Below are 16,966 nucleotides of genomic sequence, written 5' to 3' on the forward strand. Positions count from 1 at the left end.
ATTATTCATCTTTGATTATATCAAACATAACTTCCGGTATTAATTCAATCATTTTTGAAGGAATAACCGTATAGACCTTATCACCAATAACATCACCACAGGCACCATGAAGATAAGTACCAATAATCGCACTTTCAATTGGTGAATAATTTTGTCCAGCTAGACTAGTTATCATTCCCGCTAAAACATCACCCATACCGGCAGTAGCCATTGCTTTATTGGCGGTAATATTGCGATAAGTATGGTGACCATCAGTAACCAAAGTATTTGGTCCTTTTAAAACGACAATAACTTGATATTCATTTGCAAAGCTAATTGCTTTTTCAACCATATCTAAATTATCTTCATAATTACATAATCGCTTAAATTCACCTGCATGAGGTGTTAAAATAATTGGTGCTTTAGCCATTTTTAATAAATCTAGATGTTTCGCCAGTAACGTCAAACCATCGCCATCAATAACTACTGGACAAGTAGCATTAGTTAAAACAGCTTGAAGATTATCTTCACCTGACTTATCTAAACCAAGTCCCGAACCAATCAAGATGGCATCATGGTCATCTAACTTACTTACATCAACTAAACCATCCCGTAACATTGAAGTACATTCAGGTACAACTGAAGTTAAAGCATCAATAACTTTATCACTTGAACATAAACAAACGATACCGCTGCCCGTATAAACACTTGCCTTAGCTGCAAGCAAAGCTGCTCCACGATAATGATTGCAGCCAGTTATATGTAATACTTTTCCATATATTCCTTTATAGCCATAATAATCACGTTGTTTTAAATGGTGTTTGATCCAGTTAGGACTAACTAAACGAGCCAGATTCATTTTTTGCCGTAAATCAACGACTGATAACAGCTCGATTGCAATTTTCCCAGTGTATTGATGACATTCTTCGTTTAAGAAAGCTTGTTTAATAGCTGTTAAAGTTACAGTTTTCGTAGCTCGAATAACCGTTCCATAAGGAATTCCCGTATTAGGATCTAGACCGGTAGGAATATCAATTGCAATTACATCTGGATTAGTTAACTGATTAATTTCTTCAATTAAAGTTTTAGCGACACCGCGAACAGGACTATTTAATCCAAAACCAAACATCGCATCAACAATTAAATCAGCTTTTTGAATATCACTTACAAATAAAGCCATATCCTCTTCACTCATAAAGACTACCGGTACTTCCATCTCTTGAGCTTGTTCTAAATAATAATTATTAGCTTGTGAATATTTTTCGGGATTACCAAAACAATATAATTTAACCTGACGATTACGAACATGTAATTTAATTCCTAAGCTGATTCCATCAGCGCCATTATTTCCAGGCCCACAAACAATGACAATTCTATGATAATTTAAACAATGAGGTAAGATTGTATCACTAGCTTTATCCACTAATTCTTCAATTGCATACCCCTCATCTAATAATGCTTGATCGTAAGCTTTCATTTGCCTACTTGTTGCAACAAACATAAATTCACCCTTTCTTTTTAAACTTCACTATAACCATTATATAATGATTATGATAAAAAAACAAAAAAAGATTGCAATGTTACTTGTAAAAAAGGAGTCCATTTTTTTATGAACTCCTTTTTAGTGATACCCTTGTTATTTCATTAAATATTTTTTCCGATAAATAGCTACTAATCCAGCTAATCCAATCATACTAACAACAATTGATGCATGCATAAATAACGGCGCATCATCTCCGGTTGCAACAGCACTTGCAGGTTTATCTTTAGTACTTGAAATATTACCATTATTAACTGTATTGTTTGGTTTTTGTGGGCTATCAGGATCAATTGGTGTAACAGTACCAGATTGATTAGCACCACATGTAGTACAAACTCCGTTTTCAAAGTGATGACCAGTACTTTCAATCACTTCACCAGCAGTTAACTCTTTCTTACATGCGTTACAGATAACATCACCGGTATATCCATCTTCTATGCAACTTGCATCTTTTTGATTTACTGTAACCTTTTCATCGTGGTTATTTGGATCTAGATTACCATATTCTTTGCCACACTTTTCACAGACAGCTAATTTTGTACATGTTGCAACTCCACCTTGATGAGGTAACATTGAACCTTTTTCTGTAATTGTATTAATTTCATCACAATTTTCACATTTTGCACTCATCGTTCCATCAGATGTACATGTTGCATCATTATTTGAAACATAATTAGTAAAGACATGTTCTAATTTTGGAATTACTTGTACATCAGTTTTAGCACCGCATTCATAAATACAATGTCTTGATTTACTTCCATCGTTTTGACAAGTTGCCTTAACATCAATTTCATATTTATCACTATAAACATGTTTTGCACCTTCTATTTCTTGATATGAGTCATGACATTTATTACATTCGTATGTTACAAAATATCCACCACATTCATATTTAGATGGAGCTCTCTCTATTTCCTTATAGGCATGACCAGTGCTTTTAATTACTTCACCAGCAGTTAAAACTTTCTTACATGCTTTGCAGATAATATCACCGGTATATCCATCTTCTGTGCAACTTACTTCTTTTTTATTTACTGTAATCTTTTCATCGTGGTTATTTGGATCTAGATTACCATATTCTTTGCCACATTTTTTGCAGACAGCTAATTTTGTACATGTTGCAACTCCACCTTGATGAGGCAACATTGAACCTTTTTCTGTAATTGTATTAATTTCATCACAGTTTTCACATTTTGCACTCATCGTCCCATCAGCAATGCATGTTGCATCATTATTTGAAACATAATTAGTAAAGACATGTTCTAACTTTGGAATTACCTGTTCGTCGGTTTTAGCACCACATTCATAAATACAATGTCTTGATTTACTTCCTTCTTTTTGACACGTTGCCTTAACATCAATTTTATATTCATCACTATAAACATGACCAGCACCTTCTGTTTTTTGATATGAATCATGACATCTACTACATTCGTATGTTACTAAGTAACCACCACATTCATATTCAGATGAAACTTTCTTCACTACTTCATAATCATGATCAATCTTTTCAATTTCTTTACCTTTGATTAAAACTTCCTTGCATTCCTCGCAGATAACGTCACCAGTATATCCGTTTTCAGTGCAACTTGCTTCTCTTTGATTTATTGTAGTCTTTTTTTCATGATTTTCTGAATTTTTACTACCATATTCTTTACCACATACTTCACAGTTAGCTAATTTTGTACATGTTGCTGTTCCACCTTTATGAGAACTAGTTACTATAGTGATAGTCATTTCAGTATTGTTATAATTTTGCTTATCACTACCATTATATATAGCTACTGCTTGTGTTTTTCCGCCTACTAATAATTCAATATCAGGATCTTTCCATGTCCAATCTTTAGCAAGAGCAACATCGCCAACTTTTGTTATATTTTTATCATGATTAACATTTATTTCACTATTTGGTACATTGCTTAAATTAGCTTTTGTAATTTCAAACGTCCATGAAGAATCAGTTATATTAGAAACACTTTTATTATTTGTTCCCTCACTAACATCAATTTTAACAGTATACTTTCCAACATTAGTTGGTAATCCATTAATCAAATTACCATTAGAATTATAATACTTTAAAGTAATCGTTCCTAAACCAGCTAAATCACCTTTAAATTTAACTGAAGCCTTCTTCTCTTTACCATCATAAGTTAAATTACTAGGAGCTTGATAAGTAAAATCATCTTTATCTAAAGTAAGCTTAGAAACATTATAATCAAGTGATTTTGTTACTGTTGTATTGCCATCATTTACAGCAACCCATAATCTAGTATTTCCAGCTACTGTCGGTGTCCATGTACATGATGATTCATTTCCTTCATAGATTACCGTTTCACTTCTAGCAAGACTTTCCTGATAGAATTTATAAGTATAATTATTTGTTCCGCCAAATGCTTTGGCTGTTAAAGTAACAGTACTATTTACTTCCTGGTTATCCTTATCTGCAGTAAATGATGAAATTGTCAAAGGACCATTTACCGTAAATGTAAATTCTTCCTTTAAAGATGAATTAAATTTTGATTTGATCGTTACAGTAGTAGTTCCTGGATTCAAAGCAGTAAAATATCCCTTTGTATCATCATTACTTGTTGATGTCCATGATATAATTTCTGGATTTGCTACTATAATTTCAGGTTTATCATCACTTGGTAATGGATTTGGCTGTATCCAACAATAACTTTTTTCATTTACATCTAGATTAGTTTTTCCAGTTTCGTAATAGAGGCCAGATTCTTGACTATTCCAGAAAATATCCATGCTGTTAAAATATGTTACGTCCTTGATATCACCACAATGTGAACATTTAACTTCTATAGTTCCTTGTGAATTCACTTTTCCAGTAGCTTGGTAATCATGACCATTTGTTATTTCTTTAATATTAGTATCATCAAGATTGTTTAAATTGATTTCATAGAAATTAATATTTTCATTTTTCCAAGTATACCAAACTAATTTGTTATTATTTACAACTGGCATACAATCTGATAAATTACCACTTATATTATGTATCTCACCATTAATGTTACCGCTTCCATCAATTTCAGCATAATATATCAAACCATTTCTTGACCACATTAAAATAAACCGGTTATCATTTATTTTAACTAAATGTGGAGTTGATGTTGTACCATCACCTTCAGTATAATTAGTTATTTGGTTTGATTTAACTCCTTTAGTAGTTTTATCAACTGCCCATACGTAAATATTTCTAGTCGTTCTAGAACTAAAATTAGCATCTTGTTCAACTGAATTTCCAGCAATCAAATAATTATTACTAGCTAATTCAAAACCACCAATACTTGCGCCAGTAGTATTATTACCTTTATTTCCAGCAAAATTAAATACATTGGTAACCGAACATCTACTAGAAGTAAAACTTTCATCAGATACATTTGTAGGATATTGAATTAATACCATACTTCTAGGACCAGCATCACCATGATCGACAGCAACAATATGACCATTTTCATCAATTTTTATAAATTGATTAAATGAATGGCTAACATATCCATAGTTACTGTTCATAATTTTAGTAAATGAATCTGTAATTGACATATCAGGAATTTTAACCTGGATTGTCACATTTGCCTGATGATTTAATCCATCAGAGTATTTATACATTTCATGACTAGTTCTAATTAATAAATAATCACCATAACTATCCATTCTTACTGTACCTGCATCAAATGGTACGGTAGTATTACAATCCTTTAATCCTGCCGATTTAATTAAATTCCAATTTTTATCATATTTAGAAATTCTAAAAACTTCAACACTACTATCTTGGTTCTCATTTGTTTGGCCTGATACAATAAAATAATTTTCATCAGTTTCATAGAATCCCCCAAATATTGATAATAAATCATCTTTAAGTATTACTGTTTTATCAGGCAATAATTTGTATGAAGATGTGTAATATTCGATTACTACCTGGCCATTACTTAATGCCTGTAATTTCATTAAATTGCCATCACTAGTAACTGTCAAATAAGATTTGATAGTAGATGTCCATCTATCATAGTTTTGTCCATTGATATTACTACCTTCATAAACATCACAAGTTTGCCAATTAGAATCAGTATTATCTTCTTCACCATGAACATGCATAATATTTACATTTACTGATGAAAACAAGAATAACACAGCTAAAAAAACAGCAAAAACTTTATTTGAGTATTTACTCATTTTCTTTCTCCTTTCCCCAATATTTTTAATAGAAATTAATTTTATATGATATAGTCATCATATTTTTATCATAACTTCTACTATATATAATTTTAAATATTATCCTAGTTAAAGTAAAGGTATTTTGTAATAAACAACAGCAAAAAGTAATTTATTTATCGACAAATATTTTTATATAAGTCAATTATTTTTTTAATTGTATCTAAGTGTTATTATTCTAATTTTTTGGATTTCAATTAATTGCATGTTAAAAATCTAAGATTACTATAACAAAAAAAGATTGCAAGTAACATTGCAATCTTTCAATTTACTATTTTACTCTTACCGCACATACAAATCCAGAACCAGAAACTGATGAAATTTTTACAACATCTCCAGTATGTGGTGCATGGATGTATTTTCCGTTACCAATATAAATTCCAACGTGACATGATTTCCATAAGATATCACCTGGCTGTGCTTGAGAAACACTAATTTGAGTACCAGAATTCTTTTGTGCTGAAGAAGAATGTGGTAATGATACACCTACACGAGCATAACACCATTGCACGAAACCTGAACAGTCAAATGCATTTGGTCCGGCAGCTCCATAAACGTATGGACATCCTAAACGAGAATAAGCTGCTGATAAAACGCTATTTCCATAGTTATTGCTTGGTGCAGATCCACTATAACTATTTGATGATGATCCAGCTTTTTTGTTAACTTTAACTGTTAAGCTGGCAGTTCCAGTATTTCCAGAACTATCAGTTACACTATATGTAGCAGTTTTAGTTCCTGCTTTTGATGTACTAGGTGCATCAATTTGAACATTTCCTAAAACATCACCATCTTTGTTATCAACTGCTGAACTTAAATAAGCTTTGAAATCAACAGATTCACCTGCATTTACAGTAATTTCACTCTTATTTAAAGTAATTACTGGTGCAGAAATATCTTTTACAACCACATTTAATGTTCCCTTAGAAACATTTCCAGAACTATCAGTTGTACTAATAGTTAATGTTTGAGTTTCATCCATTTTTAATGTATCAACAGAACCCTCAACAACTGGTGCTAAGGTACCATCTACATTATCAGTTACATTTACGTATGCATTAACATCAAATGCACTTCCATAATCAACCGTTACATTTTCACCTTGAGTGAAATTAATAACTGGTGCTTCTAAATCACTTACAACAAAAGTGTAAGTTTCTTCAGTTGTGTTCCCTGAAGTATCATCAACAGTTAAAGTAATATCCTGTTGACCTTTTACGCTAGTATTTAAAGCATCACTTGCTTTAATGAATGGTGTAACATCACCATCTACATTATCGCTTGCTTCAACATAACTTGCAAAATCAGTACTTCCATTTACTGGTACTTCAATAACATACCCTTGACTAGAACCTAAAGTTTTAATTTTAGGTGCTTCGTTGTCAACAACATTAACAACTACTGTTTTTGTTGCAACATTAGATCCTTGATCAGTTGCATTTACCTCCACATCATAACTACCTAATTGGTTTACATTTAATGATCCGGTATCAACTGATACTAAAATATCATCACGACTATCTTTATTGTCGCTAATATCAATACTATCGGCATCAAATTCTTCACCATAAGCCAAATCAATCTGATTAGAAATAATTTCAGGCTTTTCTTTGTCAGTTGCTGCGTAACCTACTAACATGAAACTTGCAACTGCTGCAATTGGAATGAACATTGCCTTGCGGTTGGTGATATATTCATCTATCACCCTTTTAATCTCCGTTTTTATATCTCTTTCCATTCGTTACCTCCTTTCAATAACATATCCAAGGCTTATTATAAGCTTTTTTAAGGCAAAAATCTACCCCTGAAAGCTTCTTACATCATTGTAAAACCGCTATAAACCGCATGATAGCTAGCTTTCAAGAAAATGAATTTTTTTAAGTTTTTTTTAGAATTTCTTAAGTTTTTCTTTAGTCCTAAAGAAAAATTTGTATATTCATAAATACATTTGACTCCAAACTTGCTCATTTTTACCCTATTCAATGCTCTTTAATGATTCTACCATATCGATTTTTTTAAGTACCCGACGCATTCCAAAATCAATTAAATACGTAAATAATAAAGTAAAAACAACCGCATAAACATAACTCATTAAATTAACTGTTCTAATAAACATTGCTAATTCTACTTCAACAGTATAGATAATAAATAAATGCAACAGTTTACCTAAACCTAATCCCACAACTGATCCAATAATTGATAAAATCGTGTTTTCTCTAAAGACATAATCATAGACCTCACGTGGATAGAAACCTAATACTTTGATCGTTGCAATCTCACTTTTTCTTTCTTGAATATTAATATTAGTTAAATTATACAAAACAATAAATGCTAACGCCCCAGCACAAGCAATTAAAATAATTACAACACTATCAATACTAACCATCTGATCTCTAAAGTTTTGAGAAATGCCAGCAGTATAGTTTACTGAACTAATTTTACCGTTTTGTTTACAATAACTGTTAACATCATCTTCTTGATCACTTTGATCTAATTCAAAATAAACATAATTATCTTCAACTGTTTCATTAGTTAATTGTTGATAAAATTTTTCACTCATATAAAGCTGATGTTGGAAATACAAAGTCATCAAACCAGTTACTTTAACTTGATAATCATGATCACCTAAAGTAATTTTGATCTTATCACCAACAGTTACATCTAACAGTTCTGAAAGTTTAGCCGAAATAACAACACCATCATCTTCTAAACTTATTTCTTTATGACTCTGGTAATCTTCAAGATTAATAAATTTGCTTAATTCTTGATCGTTTTTAAAGACTTCTAATGTTCCATAGTAATCTTTATCACCATTTATCGTAACGCTTTGGCGATTAAAACTGCTTGATGCTTTAATTTCTTTTAAAGAAGCAAACCGATCAATTTCTTGATGCAACTCATCTGCAGTTAAATCATTATTGAAAATCACTAAACCATCATAAGTATAAATCTCTCCATATTGCTTATCAGCCAAAGTAGAAACCGAATTACGAATACCAAAACCTGTTACAATCAATGAAGTACATCCAGCGATTCCAATGATTGACATAAAGAAACGTTTTTTATATCTAAAAATATTACGCATCGTAACTTTTTGATTAAATGACATTCGTTTCCATAAAAAGCTGATTCTTTCTAAAAGAATTCGTTTTCCCATTTTTGGTGCTTTTGGTCTTAATAAACTAGCAGGCATCTCACTGACTTCTTTACGAGCAACAAAATAAGTAACCAATAAAATAACTGCTACTGAAATAATAAATGTTTGAATTGAAATAAAGGCATCAAAAATAATTTGTAACGGTGCCCCAACACTAAATAACATCTTACGATATAAATAGTAAATAATTCCCGGGAAGAAATAAACACCACCAATTATTCCTAAAATACTTGCCACAAATGTCGCTAGAAATGCATAAATAATATACTGATTGACAATATCATAACGATGATAACCTAAAGCACGATAAGTACCACTTTGAACCCGTTGTTCTTCAACCATTCTAGTCATTGTTGTCATACTAACTAAAGCAGCAACTAAAAAGAAAATTAACGGGAAAATCGTAGCAATTGCATCAATTGACGCACTAGCGGAAGTAAAACTGACATACCCTGCATTTTCATTACAAGTTAAAGTGTATAACTCACCGCTTGGAATATCTTCAATTGCCTGACGAGCTTCATCTAATTCTTCTTTACCAGTTTGCAGATCAATTTCCGCCTGATCAAGATCGACTTTAGTTTGATCTAATAAAACTTTAGTTTCATCTAAGGTCACCTTGGCACTATCCAATTCTTGTTTAGAAGTTCTTAAAGTCTTAGCTGTCTGGTCAAATACAGTTTTAGTATTATCAAGCGTTGTTTTGGTATTTTCTAAAGTAATTCGTGCATTTTCTAATTCACTGGCCGTTTGATCTAACACCTGTTTAGCTGGTACTAAATTAGCTTCATATTGACTAATTACATATTGTAACTGGCCAATCGAAGTCTGTAAAAAGGCCATTTGTTCCTTTAGTTTAGTTAACTGTTCTTCAGGAATTCCCTGATTAATAGCAGCTTCATATTGTTGTTGCAACAATGCATAATTATCATTAGCTACACTTAGCTGATTTTGATAATTAGTATATTCACTATACTGACTGTTATAGCTAGCTAAACCGGCTTCATATTGTTTTTTACCTTCAAGATACTCATTGTAGCCAGCTTCGTATTGCTTGAGGCCATCCTGGTATTTAGCTAAACCGGTCTGATACTGACTATAACCATCATTATACTGTACTAAACCGTTTTGATATTCTTGAAGACCTTGTTCGTATTGTTTGACCCCTTCGTTATATTGATTTAAACCATCTTGGTATTTAGCTACACCATCATTATATTCAGCTTCACCATCGGCTAATTGTGCTTTAGCATCATTAACTAGCTGTTCATTTAAATCATCAATTCGTCCATTTAAAAGCTTCTTAACTTTTTTATTAACACTTTTTACGTAATCTAGATAATCATCACTAAAATAACCATAATCATTTTCGTTTTTTAAAGAAATCCTAATTTCATTAAAAACTACTTTACCCCGTAAATCATACAGTTCCTGCGGTAAAGCTAAACTTTCATTACCGCTAGAATAAATCAAAACAAAACCTTCATTAGTTCCATCACCTAGAGAATTAGTTCCCCGCTCAGTCGAACTAATAAATCGGGAGTCATTGATAAGTCCAGTAACAGTAAATTCTTTAGAACCATTATCATTGGACAAAACAACTTGATCACCAACATCAAGACCATTTCGTAATGCTAGATGATTATCAACTAGACATTCATTTTCCTTTTTTGGTTTATTTCCAGCAACAAGTTCAACTTTGTTTACCTGATTATCAAAACTATCGTTACTATAAACAGTAACCCCTTTAACATTTTCACTAAACCTGATCAAAGCATCAAAACGATAACCAGCTTCAACTTGATCAACTTCAGCTATTTCTTTAATCGCTTCAATATCTTCGTCATCAAAACCTAAAGTAGCTACATAATTTAAATCATTAAAATTATATTTTCTTAAATAATGATCAATTGACTCTTCCATGATTAGTGGTGTATGCCGTAATCCGGAAAAAAAAGCAGCTCCTAAAAAAACAATACAGAAAATTGACAAAAATCGCGCTTTAGTATTAAAAATAGTTCTAACCTGATTTTTTACATAAGCTTTCTTTTTCATATTACCACTCTATTTCAGCAATTGATTTAGGCGCATCATTTAATTTTGTCGAATCAACTTTACCATTTTTTAATCTAATTACACGATCAGCCATTGGTGCTAAAGCACTATTGTGAGTAATTACAATTACTGTCATTGCATACTTATCACACATTTCTCGAAGTAAAGCTAAAATTGCTTTTCCGGTCTGGTAGTCTAAGGCTCCTGTTGGTTCATCGCAAAGTAATAGTTTAGGATTTTTAGCAATCGCCCTGGCAATTGCAACACGCTGCTGTTCCCCGCCAGATAATTGCGCCGGAAAATTATTCATTCGCTCTTTTAAACCGACTCTTTCTAATACCATTTTAACATCTAAGGGGTGTTTAGAAATTTGTGATGCCAGTTCCACGTTTTCTAAGGCAGTTAAGTTTTGCACTAGATTATAAAACTGAAAAACAAAACCAATATCATCACGACGATACTGGGTTAATTTTTTTTCACTGTATTTAGCAACATCTTGACCATCAACAATGATCTTTCCACTAGTTGCTTTATCCATCCCGCCTAAAAGATTCAAAATAGTTGTTTTTCCAGCTCCTGAAGGACCAACGATAACTACAAATTCACCTTTATTTACTTCAAAATCAACACCATTTGATGCCGGAATTTCCACATCACCTACTTTATATATTTTCTTTACATTTTCAAATGCAATAAAGCTTCCCATCGCCTCACAACCTTTCTTTTTCTACCTATATAAATATTATATCACGAACCATAGATTATGTCGAAGTCTAGGATGAAGCAATCCTTGATTTTTTCCTTTTAATTTTAATCTTTAAAATAGACTATCAAAACCAATTTTCTAAAATAAATATTATTAAAAATAAGATAAATGAAATTTAAATGATGATATCGGGATTTTTTTATTAAATCGTGTTAAAATTAATACAATAGGAGGACTAAAGCATGAAAATAATGATTTTATCTGATTCTCATATGATGGAAAGAGCAGAATTATTAGATTTATTAAAAGAAAATTCAGTTGATTATTATATTCACTGTGGCGATATTTTTATGGATTATGACGGTTTACCGTTAAATAATTTTTATCTAGTTCGTGGTAATAATGATTATGGTAAAATTCCTGATGTCATTACCCCAACCTTTGATAACTTAAAGTTTTTTGTTACTCATGGTCATCGTTATAGTGTTGGTTATAATTTAAATAACTTATACCAGGAAGGTAAAAAAAATGGTGCTGATGTTATTTGTTATGGCCATACTCATCGACCATTTCTTGATCAAATCAATGATACTATTGTCATTAACCCTGGTAGTGTTTATTTCCCTCGGGGACAATATCGTAATCCTACTTACTGTATTTTTGATACTACAACGAAACAAACTGTCTTCTATGATGTTTTAACTAAGGAACAGTGTTTTCCAGAAGAGCATTTAAAATCTTGGGAAAAGGAATTAATTATTGAAGAAGAAAGCCTGCAAAAGAGTATTGAAGATACTGATCAAAAACCGAAGAAAAAAGAACCATTCTATAAAAGATGGTTCAAATAATTATAAAATTTGATAATACATGATAATATTAATGATCATACAAATAAGCATTGGTACAATCATTATCATTAAAATCATCATGATCAAAAGACCATTAAGTAAACCTAAATAGGTTAATCTAGTAATAATGACAACTTGATACAATAATGGAATTATCATTATTAGGCTATAGAAGATAATCATTTCTAAAGTGATTATCTTTTTTAGATCTTTTAGTTCATAACCTAAATAAGTTAAGTTTTTAAATGATCTTTGCCGTTTTTTTAATTCCATGCCAAGCTTAAAAATAGTCGTTATCGCAAGTAAGATCATAACACTAAAATAAGCAAATAAAACAATCGTACTAACTAAAGGATCATTTAAAGTATATAAAATACTACACATTAAAATAATTGCCGATAACATTACTAAAATGACTAAATAACGGACCTGCTGTAAATCTTTTTTCAAATTTCCTAAAACAATTAACCAATGACGATCTTCAAGTCCCCAATTAGCTTGTAAATAGGTAATTAGTTTAGGAACAATTTGTTTAACGATTCCATAAACACCAATAGCTCCTATAATCGAAAAAATAAAATAATCTTTAGCCTGATTTAAAAATGGAAAAATGATAAGGGGAATCATAAAAGCTAGTAAATAAAATAAATTCGATCTTTGTTTTATTTTAAAACCATAATCTTCAATCTTAACACTAGCTTTAAGCATTGTATTAATATTAGTGCGATAACAGTAGCCCATATTTAAATAAGTACACCAGCCAATTTCAAACAATAAAATGATTGCCGTTGCTACATAGGTTCTTTCACTAATAAAATAAATCGTATCAACTGAACTAACAGTCACCAAGAAAAACTGATTTACTATCGGTACTAAAAAATAACTAATCATAAAACCAGTTAAAATAGCTAATGATAATAAAATCAAACTTTGAATCAATAAATAGAAGCCAACTTGATAAACCGATGCTCCAGAAACTAATATAATCGAAATATCTTTAGATTTAGCTACCACATAAAAATCATTGACCATAAACACACATAGCATCGCTACTAAAATTACTAATACTGCAATTGGGGTAATGATTGTTTGATCCTGACCACCTAAGTTAATCTTAGTATCTGGATTTAAAGTTAGATTAAAAAATAAAAAGATAAATACTGTTGTCAAAACAAAAGTCAAAAAATAAAATAAACTTTTTATAAAATCTTTTTTTATTGATTGAAGTGCTAATAAAACTAATCCCATTAGTCAAACAATGCTTGTGATTCGGTTGAATTAATATCAACAATTTTATAAAAATACTCTTTTTGACTCATATTTTGGCGTTCAATCGTTTCATCAATAACTCCATCTTTGATATATAATAGTTTAGATGAATATGAAGCTATTTTAGAATCATGAGTAACCATTAAAATTGAAACTCCTTCATTAATATTTAAATCTCTAAATAATGATAGTAATTCATGAGAGTTTTTACTGTCAAGATTTCCCGTTGGTTCATCAGCAATAATGATTTTAGGATTAGTAACCAAAGCCCGACAAATTGCCGCACGCTGTCGCTGTCCACCGGAACATTCACTTGGATATTTATTCAAAATCATTTCGACATCTAATTTTTTAGCGATCTTTGTCACTGATTCTTTGATTTCTTTTTTCTTTTTACCAGCCAAAGTTAAAGGAACAGCAATGTTTTCAAAAATAGTTAAGGAATCAAGTAAATTAAATTCTTGAAATATAAAACCAAGATTTTCATAGCGAAACCGCCCTATTTCCTTTTCTGACATTTGTCTAATTTCTTTACCATTAATATAAACAAGTCCTTTAGTAGGAATATCAATCGTTGATAAATTATTAATAAATGTTGATTTACCAGCACCTGAAGGACCCATTACACAAACAAATTCCCCTTCTTCCATTTCTAACGAAACATCTTTTAAAGCCGTATAAGGGTTTTTTGTTCCAATCCCATAAACCTTAGTCACATTTTTAGCTATTAATATTTTATTTGCCATCTTATTTTCCTCCTTTATAAAAACTAGTTACTAATTTTCGATAATTTAATGCAGTTATTAATCCAGAAATTAGGATTGACCCCATATAAATCAAAACTAACACCAGCGCTAATAATAATGTCATTTCTTGATAATAAACAAACCGTCCGACAATTATTAAAATATATACTAGCGGTATTATTAATAACAATAAATAATAATACAATACTTCACGATGAATAATATGATATAATTCGCTTTTGGTATAGCCTATCTTCCATAGATTAATAAAGAATGTCTTTCGTGATTGAACTTCCATACAATATTTATAAACAATACTGGTGATAAGTAAAACGATCACAACTACATAACCAATGATTGCGCTAATATAATCACGCGGTGAATCATGATAGCTGGCAATAAAAACTAACATCCCTGTTACAAAGGCAATGATCAAAGCAAATAACAAAGTTGATCGTCTAATTGAATAGCTTAAATTAGAAATATAAATTAAAGCATAGCGTTTTTCTAATAAATAACGTTCTTTAAACCTTTTAACAAAATCGGGTAAAAAATATTTAATAGTACCAACCATTCCTAAAATACCAACCGCAACTGGCATAACATAATTACTAGGCTGATGTTTAGCCATAAAAATCATGATAATTCCTAAAAAATACAAACAAATGCATAATAATGGCTTAATTGTCCCACTATTACTAGTAGTTAGATCCATTGATTTTTCCTGCTGTAATAAAAATGCAATATCATTTCGATAAATATAACCACAGGCAAAAACACTTAATGTCGCTAAAACGATGGCTACTACTAGAATGGTATCTAAATAAGTCATCGCAGCAATTTGAAAAATAGAAGCTTCAATTTCTAAATACTGATACATCCAGTAATTGCAAATTGGTGCTGTAATAACTCCAATGCCAATTCCAAAAGGAGTAGCTAGAAATAATAACGTAAATGTTTGATAAACTAAATATAAAGTTGAATGAAATGAACTATTGCCAGAAAGTGTCATAATTGCAATTTCATTTGTTTTTCGTGAAATAAAAAAATCGTTAGCAAAAAAAATCATAAAACAGCAAAAACAAATAATCAAAAATGATAAAACAGTTGAAAAAGGGACTTGAACCTGCTGCCAGCTGCTGCCACCAATTACCTGATCAGGACTTTTTAATAAATCATTATTAATTATATTAAAAAAGATAAACGTTACTGCAATCGCAAATACTAACGTCAAACCATAAAAAAGGCTTTTTTTATATTCTTTTACTAACATCCTCATTGCAAATCTAAAATTCCCCATGTTTACCTCCGCCTTTATATAAATAAAATAACATAATTATTAGTATAATAGCGCTTACAGAAATAGTCAATTAAGAATATTTAGCTTTTTAATTAATCAAAGGCTAGGTTGCCCTAGCCTTGATCTTCGTTTAATTCTTTTTTTAAATCTTCAATATAGCGTTGTTCAAAACGATCAACACGTACAAACTTTCCTAAAACTGAACTTGGTTCAAAATAGAAAGTTAAAAATAGTCGACAGCCACCATCAGGTAAACTAGCAAACTGACCACTCCAATGACCTGAATAATTACTTGTTTGAACATCATAATCAAATTGAATATTGCGTCTGCAATCAGTAACAACTATCTTAGTTGGGTGATTCTTGCGATTATATTCAATAAACTTATGATCATCAATTTTTTCTACCTTTGATAAATCACTACGCCAAGAACAGTCTTCAATATTAGCGACTGTTTGAAAAACTTTTGCAACATCACTTTTAAAATCAACCTGCATATCTATCCTTTTCATAGCTTGCCACCTCCACGACTTAATTATAACATATTTTGTTATTGATATTTAAGCCATTTGATAGTAAATGAAATTTATTATCCCTTTCAATTTTATTAAATCAAAACTTCTGCTTTCACTTTGAATATTTAATCGATAATTTATGATCATCGATTTAAAATATATCAAAATAACAAAAAACCTGAAAAGATTGAACTTTCCAGGTTAATTTTTATTTAGCTAAAGCTTTTTTAGCTGTATCAACAATTGCAGTAAATCCTTTAGGATCGCTGATTGCAATTTCTGATAACATTTTACGGTTAATATCAATGTTTGCTAATTTTAAACCATGCATTAATTTAGAATATGAGATATCATTTAATCTAGCTGCTGCATTAATACGAGCAATCCATAATTTTCTCATATCTCTTTTAACTTGTCTTCTATCACGATATGAATAAGCTAATGAATGCATTACTTGTTCATTTGCTGTTTTATATAATCTATGTTTAGAACCATAGTATCCTTTGGCTAATTTTAAAACTTTTTTTCTTCTATGTCTAGTAGTATATCCACCTTTTACTCTTGCCATTTATTCATTCCTCCTACATCAATTATTTTGGTAATCTTGATTTAATTCTCTTATAATCC

The 16,966-nt window shown here is 30.7% G+C and carries 11 protein-coding genes; 1 reads left to right on the top strand and 10 read right to left on the bottom strand.

The features are described from left to right. Position 1: 1 nt before the first annotated feature. The 5 genes from J7M77_RS06635 to J7M77_RS06655 form a co-directional block, all read right to left on the bottom strand. Positions 2-1,480 (bottom strand): NAD(P)H-hydrate dehydratase, encoded by a 1,479-nt coding sequence (locus tag J7M77_RS06635; RefSeq protein ID WP_296877048.1) that lies wholly within the window; start codon positions 1,478-1,480, stop codon positions 2-4. A 135-nt stretch (positions 1,481-1,615) separates the two neighbouring features. Next, entirely contained in the window at positions 1,616-5,704 is a 4,089-nt protein-coding gene (locus J7M77_RS06640; RefSeq protein ID WP_296877049.1) for a hypothetical protein, read from the bottom strand. A gap of 310 nt (positions 5,705-6,014) precedes the next feature. Further along, positions 6,015-7,481 carry an NlpC/P60 family protein gene (locus tag J7M77_RS06645; RefSeq protein ID WP_296877050.1) on the bottom strand — a complete coding sequence of 489 codons (1,467 nt, stop codon included), beginning with the start codon at positions 7,479-7,481 and terminating at the stop codon, positions 6,015-6,017. Between the two features lie 237 nt (positions 7,482-7,718). Next, positions 7,719-10,955, bottom strand: a complete 3,237-nt coding sequence (locus J7M77_RS06650; protein ID WP_296877051.1) for an FtsX-like permease family protein — start codon at positions 10,953-10,955, stop codon at positions 7,719-7,721. A gap of 1 nt (position 10,956) precedes the next feature. Further along, a complete protein-coding gene (locus J7M77_RS06655; protein ID WP_296877052.1) occupies positions 10,957-11,661 on the bottom strand; it encodes an ABC transporter ATP-binding protein in 705 nt (234 codons plus the stop codon). 242 nt (positions 11,662-11,903) lie between these two features. On the opposite strand from J7M77_RS06655, the gene J7M77_RS06660 reads away from it, so the two are divergent. Next, on the top strand, positions 11,904-12,509 hold the full coding sequence (locus J7M77_RS06660) for a metallophosphoesterase (protein WP_296877053.1): 606 nt from the start codon (positions 11,904-11,906) through the stop codon (positions 12,507-12,509). Here the strand turns inward: J7M77_RS06660 and J7M77_RS06665 are convergent, their stop codons facing one another. From J7M77_RS06665 to rplT, 5 genes are all read right to left on the bottom strand, one after another. Further along, entirely contained in the window at positions 12,510-13,757 is a 1,248-nt protein-coding gene (locus J7M77_RS06665) for a hypothetical protein (RefSeq protein WP_296877054.1), read from the bottom strand. Next, complete coding sequence (locus J7M77_RS06670; protein WP_296877055.1) at positions 13,757-14,524, bottom strand: ABC transporter ATP-binding protein; 768 nt, start codon at positions 14,522-14,524, stop codon at positions 13,757-13,759. Before J7M77_RS06670 ends, J7M77_RS06665 begins: the two co-directional genes overlap by 1 nt. A 1-nt stretch (position 14,525) precedes the next feature. Then, positions 14,526-15,824 (bottom strand): FtsX-like permease family protein, encoded by a 1,299-nt coding sequence (locus J7M77_RS06675; RefSeq protein WP_296877056.1) that lies wholly within the window; start codon positions 15,822-15,824, stop codon positions 14,526-14,528. 113 nt (positions 15,825-15,937) lie between these two features. Beyond that, the gene (locus J7M77_RS06680; RefSeq protein WP_296877057.1) at positions 15,938-16,336 is read right to left on the bottom strand and encodes a hypothetical protein; all 399 of its coding nucleotides are present in this window, start codon (positions 16,334-16,336) and stop codon (positions 15,938-15,940) included. Positions 16,337-16,547: 211 nt separating this feature from the next. Continuing rightward, positions 16,548-16,907: a 50S ribosomal protein L20 gene (gene rplT / locus J7M77_RS06685; RefSeq protein WP_296877058.1), complete on the bottom strand. Its 360-nt coding sequence runs from the start codon at positions 16,905-16,907 to the stop codon at positions 16,548-16,550. Positions 16,908-16,966: the final 59 nt, after the last annotated feature.

The sequence above is a fragment of the Thomasclavelia sp. genome, assembly GCF_017889095.1.
Classification (GTDB): Bacteria; Bacillota_I; Bacilli_A; order Erysipelotrichales; family Coprobacillaceae; genus Thomasclavelia.